Below are 18091 nucleotides of genomic sequence, written 5' to 3' on the forward strand. Positions count from 1 at the left end.
ATCATTCTCCGGTCGGTAAATCGCTGTGCCAAACCTGGCCGCCGCCCTGCGCCACCTGCAGTTCGAGCTGCGGATGCGCGCCGCGCGCCGTCACCAGATGATCCACCCGCCCGGCGGGCAGGAAGGGATAAGGGGCGTAGGTATTGAGCTTGTCGCGGGTGCACAGCACCGCCACGCTGCCGGCGCGCGTCAGCAGCCGCTTTTTGAAGGTGGCGTCCTGGTAGCTCAGCGCGGAGAAGCCGCCGTCCGGGTCGTAGGCGCAGATGCCGGTGAACACCAGATCGAAGTGGAAACCGTCTATCTCTTCCGCCGCCTTGGCGTCGACGCAGCCGCCGACCTGCGCATCCAGCTCACCGCCGATCAGGATGGTGCGGATCCCCGGCCGTTCCAGCATTTTGCCGGCGATGCTCAATGCATTGGTCACCACCGTCAAACGCCGATCGCGCGGCAACAGATCCGCCAGATACAGGTGGGTGCTGCCGGCATCGAGGAAGATCAGCTGCTCTTCACCGATCAACCCCAGCGCGGTCTGCGCCAGCGTCAGCTTCTCATCGCCGCTGAGCGCCATGCGCGCCGCAACGGGGCCTTCGGCCGGGGTCGGCGCCAGCGCGCCGCCATAGATGCGTTTACACAGGTTCTGCGCCGCCAGCTGGCGCAGATCGCGGCGGATGGTGGCTTCGGTGGTATTCAGCCGCTGCGCCATCTCCAGGGCCAGCACCCGCCCCTGTTGGCGAAGCGCGTCGAGAATGGCCTGGTGGCGTTCATTCGGTAACAGTTTGGACATCGCGTAAATCCGGTGACGTTAAAGTGATCACGAATGTACATAAACGTACACAATCGAACAATCATTTTTTCGCCACGCTGAAGCGGCGGCGCTCGTCTAGACTGAGAGTGACATCACCGATAAGGGACTATGACGCGATGACCTCCGCCGTGCTTTATACGCTGTTTCCCGCCGCAGCCACCGTCGTCGGCGCTGCGGTGGCACTCTATCGCCGCCCCGGTGCCGCCACGATGCGCGTCATCCATCACTTTACCGCCGGCATCGTTTTCGCCGCCGCCGCCACCGAAATCCTGCCCGATCTCAAGCAGCAGTCGCCTGTGGCCGTGTTGCTGGGCGGCGCTGCGGGGGTGCTGTTAATGCTGCTGGTTAGGCAACTGGGTGAAAAAGCACAGGGGCCGGTCGGTTTTATCGCCGCGGTCGGCGTCGATATCTTTATCGATGGGCTGGTGCTGGGCATTGCCTTCGCGGCCGGCGCCAAAGCCGGTCTGCTGTTGACGCTGGCGTTAACGCTGGAAGTGCTGTTCCTGGGGTTGTCGATCGTTGGCGATTTGAAAGACTTTCTCGGCAGGCGGCTGCGTGCCATGGCGGCGATAGTCGGCCTGGCGCTGTTGCTGCCCATCGGTGGCCTGCTGGGGGCGCCGGTGGCCATGCTGGGCGCATTTTGGCTCACCGCCTTTTTGGCCTTTGGCCTGATCGCCCTGCTCTACCTGGTCACCGAGGAGCTGCTGGTCGAAGCGCATGAAGGCGGAAAAGAGACACCGTTCGCCACCGCGATGTTCTTCGCCGGTTTCCTGCTGCTGTTGCTGTTGGAGGAAGGTTTGGGGTAAAAAAACAGGAATTTCATGGCGCATGCCGCGCGGTGGCAACGCTTTGGCTATACTGAGGCAAGCGAAGTTACCGCAGACGTAACGGCTTGAGCGTAAAGGGAAAACGATGTTATTGACGATCGCAAGGTGGCTGTTTCAACTGCCCGGGAAGCTGTTCGGGCTGATTTTTAAAAATCGGCTGAGGATATTTCTGTTCTTCATGTTGGTCGCCGTCGGGGTACTCGGCACCAAGCGCTATCTGCGCGCCCACCAGTATGACGACGAATTCAGCCTCGCCGCCCCCACCGATTACAACCGTGCGATAAAGCGTGAAATGCCGCTGCGCGAGGCGCGTGAACAGTGCGGCGGGCCGCTGCACGACAATGCCGGGCAGCCGTGGCCCGCCTCCGCCGGTTATCTGCACCAGCCAGCCAACCTGCCCACGACCGGCCTGCATCGGCTGACGCTGGATAATCAGGGCAACGATTTCGCGGTGCTGGTCAAGCTGGAAACGCCGGCGGTACCACAGCAGCTGGCGGAAGTCTTTATTCCGCCCGCCGGCAGCTTCGAGGTGAAAATCAATGCGGACGCGGAACACGTCATGAAAATCAAGAACATCAAGACCGGCTGCATGTTCCGTTCCCGGCCGTTCAATCTGGATAAACAGAGCGATTGGCGCATGCCGCTGACGCTGCAAAAGGACGGCAGCCTGCAGCTGCAGCCGATAGGCGATCGCCAATTCTGATCGGGTGCCGGGCAGAGGAGCCGGCACCGTGCAGGGTTACTTTTTCACCGGGTGATCGCGGCGGAACAGTTCCCAGCTTTCAATTTCCTGGCCACTCGGCAAAGTACAGGTGGAATACTGGCCCGCCGCGTTCTCTTTGGCATTCAGCTTGCCGCCGATTTGGGTACAGTACACGTCGGCCGGGTTCGCCATGCCGATCGGTTTCACCTGCGGCGGCGGCGGCGCATCGTTGGATTTCACGGAACACCCCTGCAACAGCGTCATCCCTGCCAGCAGGGAAAGCATTAACGTTTTTTTCATTTTTCCAGCTTATGCAAAAAGAACGGCGGAGCGCTCCGCCGTTCGTTCATCATGAAATAAAGGATTTGCCCTGTTTCAGCACCAGATCGCAGGCTTTTTGCTTCACCTTCTCGGTGATCTGCGAGGTGCCCAGGCTGTTCAGATCCAGGCTCTTGCCTTCGCCGGTCTGCAGCAAGCCGCCCAGGCCCTGCTGATAATCCTGGCTCTTGGCGTTTTCGGTGCTGGTGATGCCCAGCTTGCTGAGCAGCTGATCTTTCACCCCTTCGGCACCGTTAGCCGACAGCACGTTGTTTTTCACGCAGTACTGCAAGATACCGGCGGCATTGGTCATGCTGCTGGAGCTCAACGCCTTGTCGCCGCCGTTCAACAGGCCGGTCAACGAGGAGAGCGACATGCCACCACCGCTGTCGCCACCCGACTTGCTCAGTTCGCCCGCCGCGCTGCTGAGAGAATCCATCAGCCCGGCGGCCTGGGTGGCGCCGCTGGCCAGGGTAGCGGACAGCGCCAAAGCCAGCAGTAAACGATGTTTGGTGATCATAGTGGTAAAACTCCTGTAATAACGGCATGCAATCGGCGCAGCGCGCCGGGATACCCTTCCGACGCCGCCGGCGGCGACAAGTTCCTTTTATCTCGCCGCCGCGCCGTTTTTCGGAATTCAGGAAATTTAGAACTGCCAGCGCAGCCAGGCGAAGAACACGTTGCCGTTGTTATAAGTGCCGGGAATGTAGGTCGCCTGGAACGTCAGCCGCTGATAGCCGATAGAGGCCAGCGGCAGCGGTGCCGGGATAGGAATGTAGTTCCAGTTGTCACGCGCGGTGACGCTGGCGGTGAAGCCGAGTCCCAGGCGGAAATCCTTGTCATCCAGCGGGCGCCAGATCTTTTCATAGGCGTAGCCGCCGATCGGCTCCCACTTGTTGAAGGAGTCTTTGAACGCCATGATGTAGATGCCGTGCCAGTCGCCGTCGGTGTCGTAGCGGGAGATGCCGTAACCGGCGCCCCACGGGCGTTCGTTGTACTTATCGATCTTCTCTTGATCGTAAGTCCAGCGGTTGTGCCAGGTGATGGCCGGGATATAGAGATCGTGGTTAGGCGAATTGTTCCAGGTCTCCGCCACGTTATCGGTAAAGCGCTGCCATAGACCCGGTTTTTCAGCCTGCGCGGTATTGCCACTTTCTGTACCAACCTCAGCGTAAGAAGGCAGTGCAGGAAATATCAACGCCAGAGAACATGCCAAAAGAGTCCGTTTGAGAAACATCGTAAAGCTCCTGTAAAAATACGGCCGAAGATTCTTACCGATAGCCCTGGCAAGATCAAGCTGTATCTAATTTATCCAACGCTCGTTGTGCTTTGGTTAAGTTTAGCAGCGGAAAATCCCCCCTTTCTAAATTTCCGGCTGCGCCGACTGCTGCATATTACCCCCTTTCCGGCGACAAAACCGTGGCTAAAACCCGTTTTGCCGCACGCTACTCGCGGGCCAGATGTTTGACCAACACATCAACATCGAGGCGGTTCACAAACGCCAGGGAATACGAAGAATAGAGACCGAACAGGCGATTTTGGTGCCCGACCACCACCAGATCGATACCGGCCTGATGAATGAAATCGCTGACGTCCTTAAAGCGCCGAATGGTGACGATCTCCTTGACCGCCACCGGCGCCTCGACGGCGCTCACCAGCCGGCTCAGCATCGCTTTGGCGGCGATCACCTCCTGCGCCTGACGATCTTTAACCAGCGCATCGCTGCCGTACTCCAACTCCGCATAGTCGGCATTAAGGTGGCCGACGGTGATGGCGATCGGCAGCCCGCGCACCATCGCCACCGTTTGACGCAGCAACGGCAGCCCATCATGCTCATCGTGAATCAGTACCAGAATATGTCGATAGTTTTTCATCGCTCCTTCCCCCGCCGGCCAGTGCCTCTGGGGCACCGCCCTCTCTGGTAGGTATACGCCATCTGCACGCACGTAGAGAAAAGTTTACGTATCAGTTCATACGGAATGTGATGGCCACCACGTTATATTGACGCCCGTGACGGCGTATCTTAACGTCGCCCCGGCGTGGCGCGCACTGCAGCACCCGTAAAGCAAAGCTGACAAAAAAGCCCGGATGAATAATGCCCATTGTTAATTTTTTGTTTTTAGTTGGTTACAGGATGGTTTCATGGAATAAGCGTGCGGCGGATCACCAAAATGCCCCTTTACATCAGGTTCAGCGTTTCTTTCCCAAAACAAAAGCCGGGGGGCGCCCGATGGGATTTAACGCGGCGTCAAAAGTACCGGGCGGTTCACTCTGAATCACGATAAATGCCAATAGGCCGCCGTTTTTCTGCTGATATTCCGCCACTGAAAAATACCGCCGCACGCCAACACGCAATAACCCTACTTTTTATGTATTACTCAATCGCGTAAAGCGCCGAATACAAATCGCCTATTTACCGCCTGCCCCCCCTCTCTTGAACAAGCCAGCGCTTTAAATAACTGTTAAAGCTAACGACACAACATCGCCAGCAATTTATTTTTGCTGATTTTCGCCTGACAAAATAAAGATAAATAATCCGGAGCAATCAATGAAAATAACTATCGGGTCATTCATTCTGCAACAGCTTCACGCCCTGAACGTCGATCGTATTTACGGCGTGCCCGGCGACTATAACCTCAGCCTGCTGGAGCTGCTGGAAAGCGACGACCGGCTGGCGTTTGTCGGCAACTGCAATGAATTGAACGCCTCCTACGCCGCCGATGGCTATGCCCGGATGAAGGGCGCCGGCGCGCTGATCGTTACTTACGGCGTCGGCGATCTGGCCGCGCTGTCCGGCATCGCCGGCGCCTATGCCGAATCCTCGCCGGTGGTCTGCATCGCCGGCACGCCGCCGCTGCACGCGATGAAGAATCATCAGCTCTTGCACCATACTCTGGGCGACGGCAATTTCGACAACGTCATGAACTGTTTTAAACAGTTCACCGTTGCTCAAGCCTTGATTACGCCGGAAAATGCCGCCCAGGAAATTCCACGCGTTATTTCTCGTGCCTGGATAGAGAAGAAACCGGTCTATTTACAGCTGCCTTCCGATATTTGCGACGTCGAAATTGAAATCACCGCCGCCGCAGCGGCGCCGCAGCTGCCGGCCAGCGATAAATACAATGTACAATTAGCGGCGATGGCGCTGTTAACCAAAATAAAACGCGCACAGCGCCCGATCATGTTGGTCGACCAAATGGTGGATCGTTATCGGCTGCAGCAATTGGTTATCGCGGTCGCTCACCGCTTTGCCATTCCACTGACCAATATGCCGACCGCCAAATGCATTATCCCGGAAAACACCGCCGGCTGGATGGGCGGCTACAGCGGCAACCTGTCGCGCCCCGAACTGTATGAACACATGGCCCATTCGGACTGCGTGCTGAGCTTCGGCGTGCGTCTGGTGGACTCCACCACCGGCTATTTCTCGCAGCAAATTCCCGCCGCCGCTCAGGTGGATATCCAACCGTTCTCGATGAAGCTGGACAACACCTCCTACCCGGCGGTGGCGACGGCGGATCTGCTGCAGGCGCTGCTGGATCTGAGCGAAGACGCGCCGGCTCAGCCCCTGGCGCCGCTGCCCAATCCGCAAGAGAAGCTGGCGACGCCGAGCGATACCCCCATCGACCAGGCCTATCTGTGGCAACGCATCCAGCGCTTCATCCGGGCCGATGACGTGGTGGTGGTGGAAAACGGCACCTCGGGTGCCGCCATCGGCGGCATGCGCATGCCGGGCGGCGTCAAGGTGGTCAACCAGCCGATCTGGGGCTCGATCGGCTATACCCTGCCGGCGCTGCTCGGCACCTTGATGGCGGCCCCGGAGCGCCGGCACCTGCTGTTCATCGGCGACGGCTCCTTCCAGCTTACCGCGCAGGAAGTGTCTACCCTGCTGCGCTGCGAGCAAAAGCCGATCATCTTCCTGATCAACAACGATGGCTACACCATCGAGCGTTATATCCTCGGCGAAAGCTCGTCCTACAACGACATCAGCCCGTGGGACTATGCCAAACTGCCGGCGGTGCTGAATACCCAGGCGCAGCCGTTCAGCGTGGCGGTGGAGACCACGCAACAGCTGGAAATGGCCCTGGAACACGCCTCGCGACAGGATCGGCTGGCGTTTATCGAAGTAAAAGTGCCGATGATGGACACGCCGCCGGTGATGAAAGAGTTCTGCAACCGTTGCAACAGCTTTAACTTCGGCCTGACCAACCCGCGCCGCAGCGCCTGAGGCGCGAGCGCGCCGCCGGTGGTTCAGGCCAGCGACGGCGTTTTCTGTTGGGTTACCCGCCGGCGCGCGCCATGCAGCGCTGGCGGCGTTCGTCCACCCGCTTGGCGAACCAGGCGGTGGTCAGCTTGCGGGTGATTTTTGGGCTCTCCAGCTGGATACCCGGCAGCATCTCGCGCGGCAGCTTGCCGCCCGCCAGCGCGTAGACCTTCTTATACAGGTCGGTGTCGGCAAAGCCGGCCGTGTCGCCTTTCTCGAGCGCCCGGCGAATGGCGCTGTCGCTCATGTTCAGGCGCTTGCCGAGCGTGCGCACCGCCAGCTCGGTCGAGCCGGGCTTGTCGCTGCCGAAGTCGATCAGGTCGCCGTCCAGCGCCAGCGGAATCGCGCTCGCCCGGCTGACCGCGTTTTGGAACGCCGCGTTGCGGCTGGCGTACCAGCCGGCGTTGAAGTCGGCAAAGCGATAAATCGGCCGGCTGTAATCGGCCGGATACCCCAGCAAATGCATAATGCCGAAATACATACCGCCGCGCCGGCTGAACACTTCGCGGCGAATCGAGCCGTCGATCGGATAAGGGTACCCTTTGGCGTGCGCCTCGGCGAAGGCGACGCTCACCTGCATCGGGCCGCCGGTATGCACCGGGTTCAAATGGCCGAACAGCTTCTGCCCCATCGGCACGCGGTCGATCATGTCATCGAAGATATCGCTCAGATCCTTCTCGGTGCGCACCTTATCCAACCGTTCGCTGTAGCTCTGCCCGTTCGACGACGAGATCTTCAACGCGGTGTGCACCAAAAAGTTCGGGATGTGCATCTGATCGGCGCGGCGATCGATCTCCTTCCAGGCGATCTTCGGCAGCCCCGGCACCTGCGGGTTGGCCTGGAACGTCGACTCCTGTTCGGTCACCGCCAGCACCGAACACAGGTTCTCATCGCTCGGCTCGATGCCCTGCGCGGCGAAGGCGGCGGTAATATCGGTAGCCCAGCCCTGACGATCGCCGGCGTTGGCCGGGATCAGTGTCATCAGTCGCGCTTTGACGTCGGCAGGGCGTGTCGCCGGTGCCGTGGTGGTGGTTTTGCTGGTACAGCCCGCCAGCGCCAGCAGCGCGGCCAGGCTCAGCCAACTGAAGGGCGTCGGGTGAAATAAACGAAATATCGGCATCTTTTCCCTGAACGTGATGACATCAACAGCACTGAAATTAGCCCAGCCGCCACGCACAATCCAGTATAAAAATGTCGCCGCGCCTTTCCGTCAGGCCGCTATGTTCAAACCGCCTATAAAGATGTATTTTATATGCATTATATAAATCACTTTGCTCGCCCAACCCGAGGAGCCCCTATGGAGCAGCAGCTGCTTTGCTATAAAACCCTGCCGGAATGGAACAACGACACGCTGCCGGAAGCCTTCCGCCAGCGCCACAACACCCAGAGCGGCACCTGGGCGAAGCTCACCGTCCTGAGCGGCAGCCTGACGTTCGCCATGATGACCGAAGACGGCGCCACCACCGAGACCTGGCAGTTCAGCCCCGAGAGCCAGCCGCCGTTTATCGCACCGCAGCAGTGGCATCGCATCGTTTCCTTCTCGGACGACATGACCTGCCGGCTGGCGTTTTACTGCACGCCGGAAGATTACTACCACAAGAAATACGACCTGACGCGCACCCACTCTGAAGTGATCGAGGCGGCGGCGCGCATTGCGCCGGGCAAAGCGCTGGATTTGGGCTGCGGCGGCGGGCGCAATTCGCTCTATCTCAATTTGAAAGGTTTCGACGTCACCGCCTGGGACAAGCACGCGCCGTCGATAGCCCGCCTCAATCAGATCATCGACGCCGAGCCGCTGACCCGCCTGAGCGCCGCGGTGCAGGATCTCAATACCCACCGCTTCCGCGGCGAATACGACTTCATCCTGTCCACCGTGGTGATGATGTTCCTCGAACGCCAGCAAATTCCGTCTATCGTGCAAAACATGCAGGACAGCACCGTGCGCGGCGGCCATAACCTGATCGTGGCGGCGATGGATACCGAGGATTATCCCTGCCCGCTGCCGTTCCCGTTCACCTTCAGCCCGGGTGAGCTGAAGCATTATTATCGCGACTGGGAGATCCTCAAATACAACGAAGACGTCGGCCAACTGCATAAGACCGACGCCGCCGGCAACCGCATCTCGCTACGCTTCGCCACCCTGCTGGCGCGCAAGCTATAGCGCGTCGTGAAAGATTACCCCAGCGCGTGGCGTTGGCCGGGCCGTTGGCGAAACACGCCGACTCTTGCTTTTTAATTCGGCGCCGAGGTTTTCAACAATGTTTCGACAATTTTTAACCAACAACATGAAGTTTATTACGTTGCCAACCCGGTTGCACAGCGTTAGGATCGCGGCCGGCCACGGGCGTGGCCAGTGTTTTTGCCTGTTAGTTGCGCGTATGGAGAGGTTATTGTGTTAGAGAGTTTTGGCGTCCTGAATTTATGGACCTATTTGGCCGGGGTGGTCTTCATTATCATTCTGCCGGGGCCGAATACGCTGTACGTACTGAAAACCGGCGTCTCGCGCGGCGTGCGCGCCGGCTACACCGCGGCGCTCGGCGTGTTCATCGGCGATGCAATTCTGATCTTCTGCGCCTATATCGGCGTGGCTTCGCTGATCCGCACCACGCCGTTTCTGTTTACCCTGGTGCGTTTTCTCGGCGCGATTTACCTGCTGTTCCTCGGCGCAAAAATCCTCTATGCCACCTTCGTGCAGAAGGCGCAGGCGCAACAGCAGCAAATTGAAGGCGGCCACAGCATTCTGCGCAAGTCGCTGACACTGAGCCTGACCAACCCGAAAGCTATCCTGTTTTACGTGTCGTTCTTCGTGCAATTCATCGACTTCAACTACGCGCACACCGGGCTGTCGTTCACCATTCTGGCGCTGATCCTCGAAGCCGTCAGCTTTATCTACATGAGCACGCTGATCTTCTCCGGCGCGATGCTGGCGCATTTCTTCAATCACAAGAAAGGCCTGGCGAAGCTCGGCAACGGCCTGATCGGCCTGCTGTTCCTCGGCTTCGCCACCCGTCTGGCAACCCTGAGCTCGTGATCCCACCCGGCCGGCACCCGTCGGCCGCTGTTTACTCTTCCGTCACGGCAAAATGACACGCAGGGCAAACCGAATGTCAGGCAGAGCAAAGCCGCCGCTTTACCGCTGATCTAGACTTGCAGGGTTAACGATAACCTGATGAGCCTGATCGGAGGATGTATGTCTGACAATACCGTAGCCGTGCTGGATAGCGTGTCGCGTTTTCTCGATCGTCAGCATGGGCTGTATATCGACGGCCAGTGGCGCGCGTCCGCCGCGGAAAGCCGCCTGGCGGTGTATAACCCCGCCAATGGGCAGCAGATCGCCACCACCGCCGACGCCAACGAGCACGACGTCGCGCTGGCGGTGCAGTCCGCCCACAAAGCCTTCAGCGAAGGCGTCTGGGCGCAGCGTCTGCCGGTAGAGCGCGAACGCATCCTGCTGCGCTACGCCGATTTGGTGGAGCAACACGCCGAGGAGCTGGCACAGCTGGAAACCCTGGAGCAGGGCAAATCCATCAACATCGCCCGCGCCTTCGAAGTCGGCAGCACCCTGAACTGGATGCGCTACACCGCCGGTCTGGCGACCAAAATCACCGGCCAGACGCTGGACGTCTCCATTCCGATGCCGCCGGGCGCCAAATATCAGGTTTATACCCGTAAAGAGCCGATCGGCGTGGTCGCCGGCATCGTGCCCTGGAACTTCCCGCTGATGATCGGCATGTGGAAAGTGATGCCGGCGCTGGCGGCGGGCTGCTCCATCGTCATCAAGCCGTCGGAAACCACCCCGCTCACCCTGCTGCGCATGGCCGAACTGGCGAGCGAAGCCGGCGTACCGCCGGGCGTGTTCAACGTAGTCACCGGCCGCGGCACCGTGTGCGGCAAGGCACTGACCGAACATCCGCTGATCGCCAAAGTCAGCTTTACCGGCTCCACGCCGGTGGGCAAAAGCATCGCGCGCACCGCGGCGGATCGCCTGACTCGCGTGACGCTGGAGCTGGGTGGCAAAAACCCGGCCATCGTGCTGAAAGACGCCGATCCGCAGCAGGTGGTCGAAGGCCTGATGCTCGGCAGCTTCCTCAACCAGGGGCAGGTGTGCGCCGCCAGTTCGCGGATTTATATCGAAGCACCGATCTATGACCAACTGGTGGCCGGTTTCGAACAGGCGGTAAAATCGCTGTCGGTCGGCCCGGGCATGGACACCGGCGCGCAAATTAACCCGCTGGTATCGCTGGCGCACCGCAACAAGGTGGCGGCCTACCTGGACGACGCCCGGGCGAAAAATGCCGAGCTTATCGGCGGCGCGGCCGGGCCGGATGCCAACGGCTTCTACATCGCGCCAACGCTGGTGATCAACCCGGACGACAGGCTGAACCTGACGCGCGAGGAAGTGTTCGGCCCGGTAGTTAACCTGATCCGGGTGGCGAGCGCCGAAGAGGCATTGAGCAAGGCCAACGACACCGACTTCGGGCTGGCTGCCAGCCTGTGGACCACCAGCCTGCAAAAAGCGATGGCGCTGACGCCGCGCATCCAGGCCGGCACCGTGTGGGTCAACACCCATACGCTGATCGACCCGAACATGCCGTTCGGCGGCTTCAAACAGTCGGGCAGCGGCCGTGATTTCGGCCCGGATTGGCTGGACGCTTACACCGAAACCAAATCGGTTTGCATCCGCTATTGAGTGAAGCGGCGCGGGCCTGGCCCGCGCCCTGACTTATTGATATTGCCGGCGGTACTCGCTCGGCGACATGCCGAAGCGCTGCTTGAAAGCGGTCGAGAAATGGCTGTGATCGGCGAACCCCCAGTCGAGGCCGACGCCGGCCAGCTTTTCCTGCCCGCCGGCATTGCGCAGCGCCTGCGCGCACAGATCCAACCGGCGGTTTCTGATGTACTGCGCCACCACCAACCCTTGACGGGCGAACAGCCGATACAGGCTGCGCAGCGACACCCCCAACTCGGCCGCTACCCATTCCGGGCGCAGCTGCGCCGACTGAATATGCCTGTCGATCAATGCCAGCGCCTTGTCGAAAACCGGCTGTTGCCCCTCCGGGTGCGCCTGTTCGAGCGCCAGCGCCGGGCGCAGCAGCGCCGCCAGCGCATTCAGCACCGCCTCGCTTTCCGCCGCGGCGAGCTGAGGATCCTGCATGCTGCTCAGCACCAGCTGGCGGCTGAGGCGCACCGCGCTAAGCTCGGCCCCCAGACGCAGGGCGCAAGGCGGTGGCACCGGCAGGCAGCCGCGCGGCAACAGCAGGGAGATTTGGCGCGAATCGCGCTGGAAGGTGAAGCTACTGGGCCGTGAGGCGTCGATCAGCGTGATGTCGCCGGGCGAGAGCACCGTCTGGCGATCGCCCTGCTCCATCAACGCGCTGCCGCGCAGCTGGAAGACGGTAAAAAAGTGCGCGCCGTCGCTGCGGGCGATCTCGCGCGGCGTGCGGTACAGCCGGGCCTGAGACACGTCGACCACGCTCAGGCGCAACGCATGGGCGCGGAACTCCTGCATCGCCCCGCTGAAGCCCGGCCCCAGCGTTTTCGCGCAGAATCTGCCGCAGGCGGTGTTGATTTTCCCCAGCCACTCTTCGAAGCCGGCGTCCCGGAGCGTTGCCAATGCCGTCATGATCTCTCCCTTCAAACAGCAGCGGTGCTGCGCCGTTGAACAGAAAAACACCATAACAACCCGTTAACACACAATCAACGGCGAGCGGGGGATTTGGCGCCGCGATCACAGATCGTCGAGCGCCGGGGAAAGAATCGCCTTAAGGCTGGGTATCCAGCAAGTAACGCACCACCGCCGCGTACTCTTTGGCATAGCCTTCAACGCGGGTGCTGGCCATGCCGGCATTGTCTATCTTGTATTTGCCGGCCACGTAGAACGACGGGGTGCCACGCACCTCGAACGCTTTCACCGCTTCGTTCTGCTTGGCGATCAATCCTTTGACCAGCAGACTGTGGCGCGCGTTTTCATAGGTGGCGGCATCGATGCCGGCCGCCGTGAACACCCGCTGAATATCTTCGGCGCCGTTGACGGCGCGCTGTTTTTGCACCGCGTCGAACATCGCCCCTTCAATCTTGTCTTCCACGCCCAGCACCGTCGCCACCGCCCAGGCTTCGGTCAGCTCATTGCCCAGTTTGCCCATCAGGCTGACGTGATACTTGGTGACTTTCTCACCGGCGGGCAGCGCCTGCGCCACGGTACTGCCTACGCGGTAGGTTTCGGCAAACTGATAGCAAGGGCCGCAGTAGAAGGAGAAAAACTCCACCACCGCCGGCGCGGCGGCCACCGGCTTATCCAGCCGGGTGTATTGCTCGCCCGCACGGTAATCCGCAGCCTGAACCGCAGGCAACGCCAACATCAATACGATCGCGGCGGCGAACGAACGCTTAACTTTTGCCAACATAAACACTCCTGGTTTCGATTATGAACATCGTCCTTAGCGGCGGTTTTTATAATCAAATAACCGGCAGAAGGCCAGTTTTTATTACCTTCTTTTTATGTGGAATTCAGCCAGCGCCCTTCGTAGCCGTCCCAATAGGCACCCACCGCTTCCAGTCCTAAGGTAAGTCCTTTAGCGCCATGAGCATAGCGCTGAACCCCGGCAAGCGTCAAACGGCAGAGGAATTCTATCCATTTGTTTTTAATTAATATTATATACATCAATTGGTATTCGTCGCCTGAAACACTATGCTTTAACAGGACGTGACGAAACACGCTCCGACAGCGAGGCGGCCAATGAAACCGATCGACAAAAACGTGGGGGAGTACGACCTCACGGCGGAAAAAAAAGCGGGCATGATCACCGGCACTATCCGCGGTGAACTGCCGGACAGCGACGCCAATCTGCCGCTGTTGCCCTTCGCCGGCCCGAGCGTGGCCGACGCCATCGCCGACATCCAGCAGCAGTTCCCCGACATCGAACCGGCGATTATCGACGACTTGCGCGAGGAACTGCTGAAGGCCGGGTTCTAAGCCGGATCGCGGTGGCGCCCGAACGGGCTGTAGACCGGCGCGCCGGGCTTCAGCGCCAGATCGGCGTCAAAATCGTCATCGCGGTTGAACCGCACCGCCGGCCAGGCGGCAGACGCTTCGCCATGCCCTCTTCACCGCGCGACCATTTGCGCTTCTGCTTTTTCAGCCCTTGAGACCGGCAATGCGACATCCAGCAGCGCTTCTGACGTCTCCGCCTCTTTTGACGCCTTTGGTCTGAGCACCACCACTTTCGTCTCCGGCTCCAGCCCCTCGACGCTGCCGGTTTTGAGCTGTTCAATCAGCGATGCCAGCTCACGTTCCCCCTCGGGGTCGCTCCCGTCGGTCTGTCCGGGCCCGGTCACCCGGACCTTCACGTAAGGCAGCTTCGATCCATTCGCCACTTCAAAATCGAATCTCTTTTTCTTGATCATTGAATTGGCTTCGGGCGGATAGCCTTTTTCAAGATGCAGCACATAGCTTTGTTCAACGCTAAACGGCGTCCCCTCAGGAAACAGTGCTTCTTTCTCGCCGGGAGCATTACTGATCCCTTCAACCAGCGATCCACCGATCTCACCCGGTTTCACCACAATCAGCGCCCCTTTCGCCATATAACTCTTGGCGACCGCCGGATCGTAAGTGGTACTCATAAACCCCGGGAACCGGGCATCATTTCCCTGCTCAAGCAACGCCTCGGCCACGGCAGCATGACTGCCGTGCCAGAGCGTGCCGGAATACCGTTCAAACATCGGCGATTCAAGCGCCCTGTGGAGCAGTTCAACCGTCTGGCGATACTCACTTTTCGCCTGCGAGCGCTGGCCCGAAGTGAGGTATTGATTTCTCTTCAGCAGAGCCAGCAGGCGATTCTCCATTTCCGCCGTATTTTTCGGCGGCGCGAAACCACCGTAACCCGGGTTGATCACATTGGCCCCGTTGGCGGTGTAGAAGCGGGTGACGGCCAGCAGCATTCCTTTAAGTAAAATATCCTGATTCTGTTTGCTGTCGCCAATGGCATCAAGCAGGCAACGGGCGCGCGCCTGTGGCGTCTTTTCTATTGCCACGCGATCCAGCAAATTCACAAACGGATCCTCTCCGTGATAAAACGGATCCAGCTTAAGTTGGCCAGCCAGCATATTGGTCCCCGGCAGCGTCAGAAACACCTCCCAGATATCGTTACGGTTGCCGTAATGGAACACATGGCCCAGGGAATCTTGTTGCGTGGACTCAGCCAGGAGCGAGGCCGCACTATTGAGCATGTGCGTGCGTTTATCCGCCGGTAAGGCGTCAAGCCAGGCCGTGACCGCCGCGTCTTTTTCGGCCCCCAGAAAAGGCGTGCCGGGGGCGCCGCGGGCAGGACGCTGTGGTAGCTCTCGCTCCTGCGCATTATAGAGCTTGAGATCTTCCCTATTTTGCGGTGCATACAGGATCCGCTCTGACGCCAGCCCGGAGATATCTTCTGCTTCCCCACCGCCGGCAACTGCCTCACCTATTTTCAGCAAGTAGTCATCTGAAGCATATTGCGCCGGATATCCTCTGCCTGCGGTAATGAACTGGTCAAACTCATCCCGACTGATGCGAACGGCGCCCTGCGCCGGCAAATGGATCGCTTGCCCCTCGAGAATAAGGGTTTTGGCTTCCAGCGCAGGCAGGTCAATATCCTCCGTCACCAAACCTTCATAGGCGCGCAGCCAGTCACCGTTCTGCCTGGCTCCCCAGGCCATGTTCGCGTCACTGGGTACGGCCGTAGGCCCCTGCTCATCAAACTCCATGGCATAGGCATCCAGCGCCCCCATAATTTCGGTAAAGCTGTGATCGCGTGCCTGGATCATCCAGCCCAACAACAGCAGCCTGAATGCCTGGGCTTCGGCAGCAGGCAGATTCAGCAAACGGGCAATTTCATACATATAGGACGTGGTGCTGGAGGGGCCGGAAAACATCGGCAGTTTTTTATTCATGTTCTGCTGACGCCAGTTCACCACCAACGGTTTTTCTGCCCCGATTGAGGTCATCGACTTATCGTTGATAACGAAACCGCCGTACCCCGATTCATGTTGGTCGCGTTCCCTGAGGGAGGATGAATGGGGTCGATACGGCGGCGGCTTTATCGCCTGCAACATGCCCTTAAACTTGAAGCCCGTCCCTTTATGCGGATCGCTGCTTGACCTACTGCCAATTAAATCCGATGACGTTTTATTGCCCAATGCTTCCGCGGCGTTCCAGTCGACATACTTTAGCCACGGCCAGCCGTGAGGCTGAGTGGTGATCGGCTTCGACATGACCGGCGGCGCCCCCGCCGTTGAGCCGGCAAAAATATCCAGACGCGGGTTGGCCTCTTTGCTGTTCAGCAAAGACTCATTAGCCTCATCTCCCAGTTTGCGCAGTGTCTGCGGGTTGCGAAAAGGTCTGATATAGCTGTATGCCAGGCTGGTTAACACGCGGGCGTTAGTCTTGTTTTCATTCAGCAGCGCGTTCATTTGCTTTGCCCATGCCGCATTATCGCTGCTCCACCCTTCCAGGAAACCGATCCCGGCATCCTGGTTGTTTTTCGTTATGGCAAATGCAGGATCGTTCGCCTGAGCAATCGCTGTCTTTTCCAGTGTCCGGCGCAAAAAAGAGCGTGCGATATATTCCACCGCAGGGAATTCAAGCAGATCGTTACCCAGATGATTAAACTCAAATGCCTGGTTTGCCTCAGCTATTTTTTCTACCGCCTGAGCAACCACGCTTTCTTTCAGCGATTTCTCTGCCGCGGGGAAAAGCCGCTCAACCTTATCGCGAATGATATTCTCGATATTTCCTTCATACTCTGCCGCGCGGATAATGGCTTTATTAAACTCGGCGATCGCCTGCTGTAATTGCGGGCTTTCTGTTGGCATCAATATATCTCCTTTAGGTTAAAAAATGTACGGGAGGGGTTTACCACTGATTGATATAAAACAGATGAGCGGCATACTCTTGATAAAAATAGAGTTAGCAGCGAGCACCTTTCTATTAAAGTACAAATAGATTCATTATCAAGCCCCACAGAACCTGATAACACTATGGTTTATCCATCTGCTGGCGTTAACGCCAGTAATTACACTGCAGTTAAGTCAAAAATAAATCCATGCGTCATACTACACATCAAGCCTTAATGCAGATTTTTTACCCCCCCCCCATAATGCATCGGGCTATTTCTGACAGCCACGCCCCTCTTTACCCCACATCTCTCTACGTCACATGCCATGTTGCATGACGATGTTTTAACGCAAAAATCTATTCAAGATGTTCCAGGCTGAAAATTGAGTAGCATTCTTCGTGTATCTCTAATCCTGTTTTCTATATGCACCACAGAATTTGATAGACCTTCGCTACTTACTTTTTCACGCTTGATAGTATTAAGCACACCATCCCTGCTTATTTGCTCTTTACCAAGATATTCGAACCGATCCTGTACGTCATCGTACCCCTCCATGGATATAATCGACTCAATCACTCCAAATATCTTTTCAATTTTCTTTATTTTTTCACTTCCCAATTCACCATCGCTCAACTCTTTGGCCTGAAGGGCAAAATCTGCGAGATCCCCGACAGGTAAAGACAACCCCGTCGCTTCATCTATCGCCTTTTTAACCCCCATAACGGCAAGATTTTTCTTGGTACTATTGTTGTTGCTCAAATACCCGTTTTTCACCGTAAATAAACCGGACCGGAGAATGGAGTCATGTGTATGTTCAATCTCCTGTTGGAGTGTTGATGTTTGCAATCGTTTATTTTTTTTCAGCGGTGTCTTCTCAAGAACTTTTTTGATCAGTTCTTTGCTTGCGATCCCTGCACCTAGACCACCGACTGCGGCCCCAACTGCAGTACCTGCACCAGGAAAAATCAATGTCCCCACGACGGCTCCAAGCGTTGATCCTGCCAGGCCAGAGAACGCTGAGGTAGTATGAGTGATCACGACATTAGAGCCATTCTTGGCAAGGGCTCGCATGGCTCGAGAGGGATTAATCGTATTGTCGACAGCGTCGTGAATCGTATTTACAACGCTGGTTATAACATCCAGACTATCGGCATATCGACATATGCGATTTTTACTCTCATCATGCATCTCGTCCTCAAACTCCTGGAACGACTCGTCTTCTTTAGCAAGCGGAGCCTGCATTGGTTTTGATTTTTTTTGGGTAAAGGCTATTGGCTTGCGCATAAAATCCCCTCATGATTTTCA

17 protein-coding genes are annotated in these 18091 nt (G+C 58.1%); 7 read left to right on the forward strand and 10 right to left on the reverse strand.

Features of this window, described 5'->3' with window-relative positions:
• Position 1 precedes the first annotated feature (1 nt).
• Complete coding sequence (locus M6G53_RS05325; RefSeq protein WP_070915501.1) at positions 2-784, reverse strand: DeoR/GlpR family DNA-binding transcription regulator; 783 nt, start codon at positions 782-784, stop codon at positions 2-4.
• 137 nt (positions 785-921) lie between these two features.
• Between M6G53_RS05325 and M6G53_RS05330 the strand changes: the two genes are divergently transcribed.
• Complete coding sequence (locus M6G53_RS05330) at positions 922-1611, forward strand: ZIP family metal transporter (protein WP_049202317.1); 690 nt, start codon at positions 922-924, stop codon at positions 1609-1611.
• A 106-nt stretch (positions 1612-1717) separates the two neighbouring features.
• The gene (locus M6G53_RS05335) at positions 1718-2335 is read left to right on the forward strand and encodes a hypothetical protein (RefSeq protein ID WP_253329552.1); all 618 of its coding nucleotides are present in this window, start codon (positions 1718-1720) and stop codon (positions 2333-2335) included.
• A 36-nt stretch (positions 2336-2371) separates the two neighbouring features.
• Here the strand turns inward: M6G53_RS05335 and M6G53_RS05340 are convergent, their stop codons facing one another.
• The 4 genes from M6G53_RS05340 to M6G53_RS05355 form a co-directional block, all read right to left on the reverse strand.
• Positions 2372-2635, reverse strand: a complete 264-nt coding sequence (locus M6G53_RS05340) for a putative hemolysin (RefSeq protein WP_253329554.1) — start codon at positions 2633-2635, stop codon at positions 2372-2374.
• Between the two features lie 49 nt (positions 2636-2684).
• Entirely contained in the window at positions 2685-3173 is a 489-nt protein-coding gene (locus M6G53_RS05345) for a YjjA family protein (protein WP_074055268.1), read from the reverse strand.
• Between the two features lie 126 nt (positions 3174-3299).
• A complete protein-coding gene (pagP, locus tag M6G53_RS05350; protein WP_253329556.1) occupies positions 3300-3890 on the reverse strand; it encodes a lipid IV(A) palmitoyltransferase PagP in 591 nt (196 codons plus the stop codon).
• Between the two features lie 208 nt (positions 3891-4098).
• Positions 4099-4527 carry a universal stress protein gene (locus tag M6G53_RS05355; protein ID WP_253329558.1) on the reverse strand — a complete coding sequence of 143 codons (429 nt, stop codon included), beginning with the start codon at positions 4525-4527 and terminating at the stop codon, positions 4099-4101.
• A 674-nt stretch (positions 4528-5201) separates the two neighbouring features.
• Here M6G53_RS05355 and M6G53_RS05360 point away from each other — a divergent pair.
• Positions 5202-6881 (forward strand): alpha-keto acid decarboxylase family protein, encoded by a 1680-nt coding sequence (locus tag M6G53_RS05360; protein ID WP_253329560.1) that lies wholly within the window; start codon positions 5202-5204, stop codon positions 6879-6881.
• A 52-nt stretch (positions 6882-6933) separates the two neighbouring features.
• On the opposite strand, the gene M6G53_RS05365 is transcribed toward M6G53_RS05360, so the two are convergent.
• Complete coding sequence (locus M6G53_RS05365; RefSeq protein ID WP_253329562.1) at positions 6934-8037, reverse strand: DUF1615 domain-containing protein; 1104 nt, start codon at positions 8035-8037, stop codon at positions 6934-6936.
• Between the two features lie 177 nt (positions 8038-8214).
• Here M6G53_RS05365 and tehB point away from each other — a divergent pair, with 177 nt between their 5' ends.
• From tehB to M6G53_RS05380, 3 genes are all read left to right on the forward strand, one after another.
• Positions 8215-9078, forward strand: coding sequence for an SAM-dependent methyltransferase TehB (tehB, locus tag M6G53_RS05370; protein WP_253329564.1), 864 nt, complete (start codon positions 8215-8217; stop codon positions 9076-9078).
• 231 nt (positions 9079-9309) lie between these two features.
• Positions 9310-9948 (forward strand): leucine efflux protein LeuE, encoded by a 639-nt coding sequence (leuE, locus tag M6G53_RS05375; RefSeq protein ID WP_016928933.1) that lies wholly within the window; start codon positions 9310-9312, stop codon positions 9946-9948.
• A gap of 159 nt (positions 9949-10107) precedes the next feature.
• On the forward strand, positions 10108-11607 hold the full coding sequence (locus tag M6G53_RS05380) for an aldehyde dehydrogenase family protein (protein WP_253329566.1): 1500 nt from the start codon (positions 10108-10110) through the stop codon (positions 11605-11607).
• A 33-nt stretch (positions 11608-11640) separates the two neighbouring features.
• On the opposite strand, the gene feaR is transcribed toward M6G53_RS05380, so the two are convergent.
• Positions 11641-12540 carry a transcriptional regulator FeaR gene (gene feaR / locus M6G53_RS05385; protein ID WP_253329568.1) on the reverse strand — a complete coding sequence of 300 codons (900 nt, stop codon included), beginning with the start codon at positions 12538-12540 and terminating at the stop codon, positions 11641-11643.
• 139 nt (positions 12541-12679) lie between these two features.
• Positions 12680-13321, reverse strand: coding sequence for a DsbA family protein (locus M6G53_RS05390; protein ID WP_253329569.1), 642 nt, complete (start codon positions 13319-13321; stop codon positions 12680-12682).
• A 332-nt stretch (positions 13322-13653) separates the two neighbouring features.
• Here M6G53_RS05390 and M6G53_RS05395 point away from each other — a divergent pair, with 332 nt between their 5' ends.
• Positions 13654-13890 carry a hypothetical protein gene (locus tag M6G53_RS05395; RefSeq protein ID WP_253329570.1) on the forward strand — a complete coding sequence of 79 codons (237 nt, stop codon included), beginning with the start codon at positions 13654-13656 and terminating at the stop codon, positions 13888-13890.
• 131 nt (positions 13891-14021) lie between these two features.
• Here the strand turns inward: M6G53_RS05395 and M6G53_RS05400 are convergent, their stop codons facing one another.
• The gene (locus M6G53_RS05400; protein WP_253329571.1) at positions 14022-16763 is read right to left on the reverse strand and encodes an ADP-ribosyltransferase; all 2742 of its coding nucleotides are present in this window, start codon (positions 16761-16763) and stop codon (positions 14022-14024) included.
• Between the two features lie 383 nt (positions 16764-17146).
• On the reverse strand, positions 17147-18070 hold the full coding sequence (locus M6G53_RS05405) for a hypothetical protein (RefSeq protein ID WP_253329575.1): 924 nt from the start codon (positions 18068-18070) through the stop codon (positions 17147-17149).
• Between the last annotated feature and the right edge of the window lie 21 nt (positions 18071-18091).

It is taken from the genome of Serratia nevei (genome assembly GCF_024160145.1).
GTDB lineage: Bacteria > Pseudomonadota > Gammaproteobacteria > Enterobacterales > Enterobacteriaceae > Serratia > Serratia nevei_A.

Excerpts from the sequence above, each read along its gene's own strand:
- M6G53_RS05325 (WP_070915501.1), bottom strand. The coding sequence starts at position 784 with ATGTCCAAACTGTTACCGAATGAACGCCACCAGGCCATTCTCGACGCG.
- M6G53_RS05330 (WP_049202317.1), top strand. The coding sequence starts at position 922 with ATGACCTCCGCCGTGCTTTATACGCTGTTTCCCGCCGCAGCCACCGTC.
- M6G53_RS05335 (WP_253329552.1), top strand. The coding sequence starts at position 1,718 with ATGTTATTGACGATCGCAAGGTGGCTGTTTCAACTGCCCGGGAAGCTG.
- M6G53_RS05340 (WP_253329554.1), bottom strand. The coding sequence starts at position 2,635 with ATGAAAAAAACGTTAATGCTTTCCCTGCTGGCAGGGATGACGCTGTTG.
- M6G53_RS05345 (WP_074055268.1), bottom strand. The coding sequence starts at position 3,173 with ATGATCACCAAACATCGTTTACTGCTGGCTTTGGCGCTGTCCGCTACC.
- pagP (WP_253329556.1), bottom strand. The coding sequence starts at position 3,890 with ATGTTTCTCAAACGGACTCTTTTGGCATGTTCTCTGGCGTTGATATTT.
- M6G53_RS05355 (WP_253329558.1), bottom strand. The coding sequence starts at position 4,527 with ATGAAAAACTATCGACATATTCTGGTACTGATTCACGATGAGCATGAT.
- M6G53_RS05360 (WP_253329560.1), top strand. The coding sequence starts at position 5,202 with ATGAAAATAACTATCGGGTCATTCATTCTGCAACAGCTTCACGCCCTG.
- M6G53_RS05365 (WP_253329562.1), bottom strand. The coding sequence starts at position 8,037 with ATGCCGATATTTCGTTTATTTCACCCGACGCCCTTCAGTTGGCTGAGC.
- tehB (WP_253329564.1), top strand. The coding sequence starts at position 8,215 with ATGGAGCAGCAGCTGCTTTGCTATAAAACCCTGCCGGAATGGAACAAC.
- M6G53_RS05380 (WP_253329566.1), top strand. The coding sequence starts at position 10,108 with ATGTCTGACAATACCGTAGCCGTGCTGGATAGCGTGTCGCGTTTTCTC.
- feaR (WP_253329568.1), bottom strand. The coding sequence starts at position 12,540 with ATGACGGCATTGGCAACGCTCCGGGACGCCGGCTTCGAAGAGTGGCTG.
- M6G53_RS05390 (WP_253329569.1), bottom strand. The coding sequence starts at position 13,321 with ATGTTGGCAAAAGTTAAGCGTTCGTTCGCCGCCGCGATCGTATTGATG.
- M6G53_RS05395 (WP_253329570.1), top strand. The coding sequence starts at position 13,654 with ATGAAACCGATCGACAAAAACGTGGGGGAGTACGACCTCACGGCGGAA.
- M6G53_RS05400 (WP_253329571.1), bottom strand. The coding sequence starts at position 16,763 with ATGCCAACAGAAAGCCCGCAATTACAGCAGGCGATCGCCGAGTTTAAT.
- M6G53_RS05405 (WP_253329575.1), bottom strand. The coding sequence starts at position 18,070 with ATGCGCAAGCCAATAGCCTTTACCCAAAAAAAATCAAAACCAATGCAG.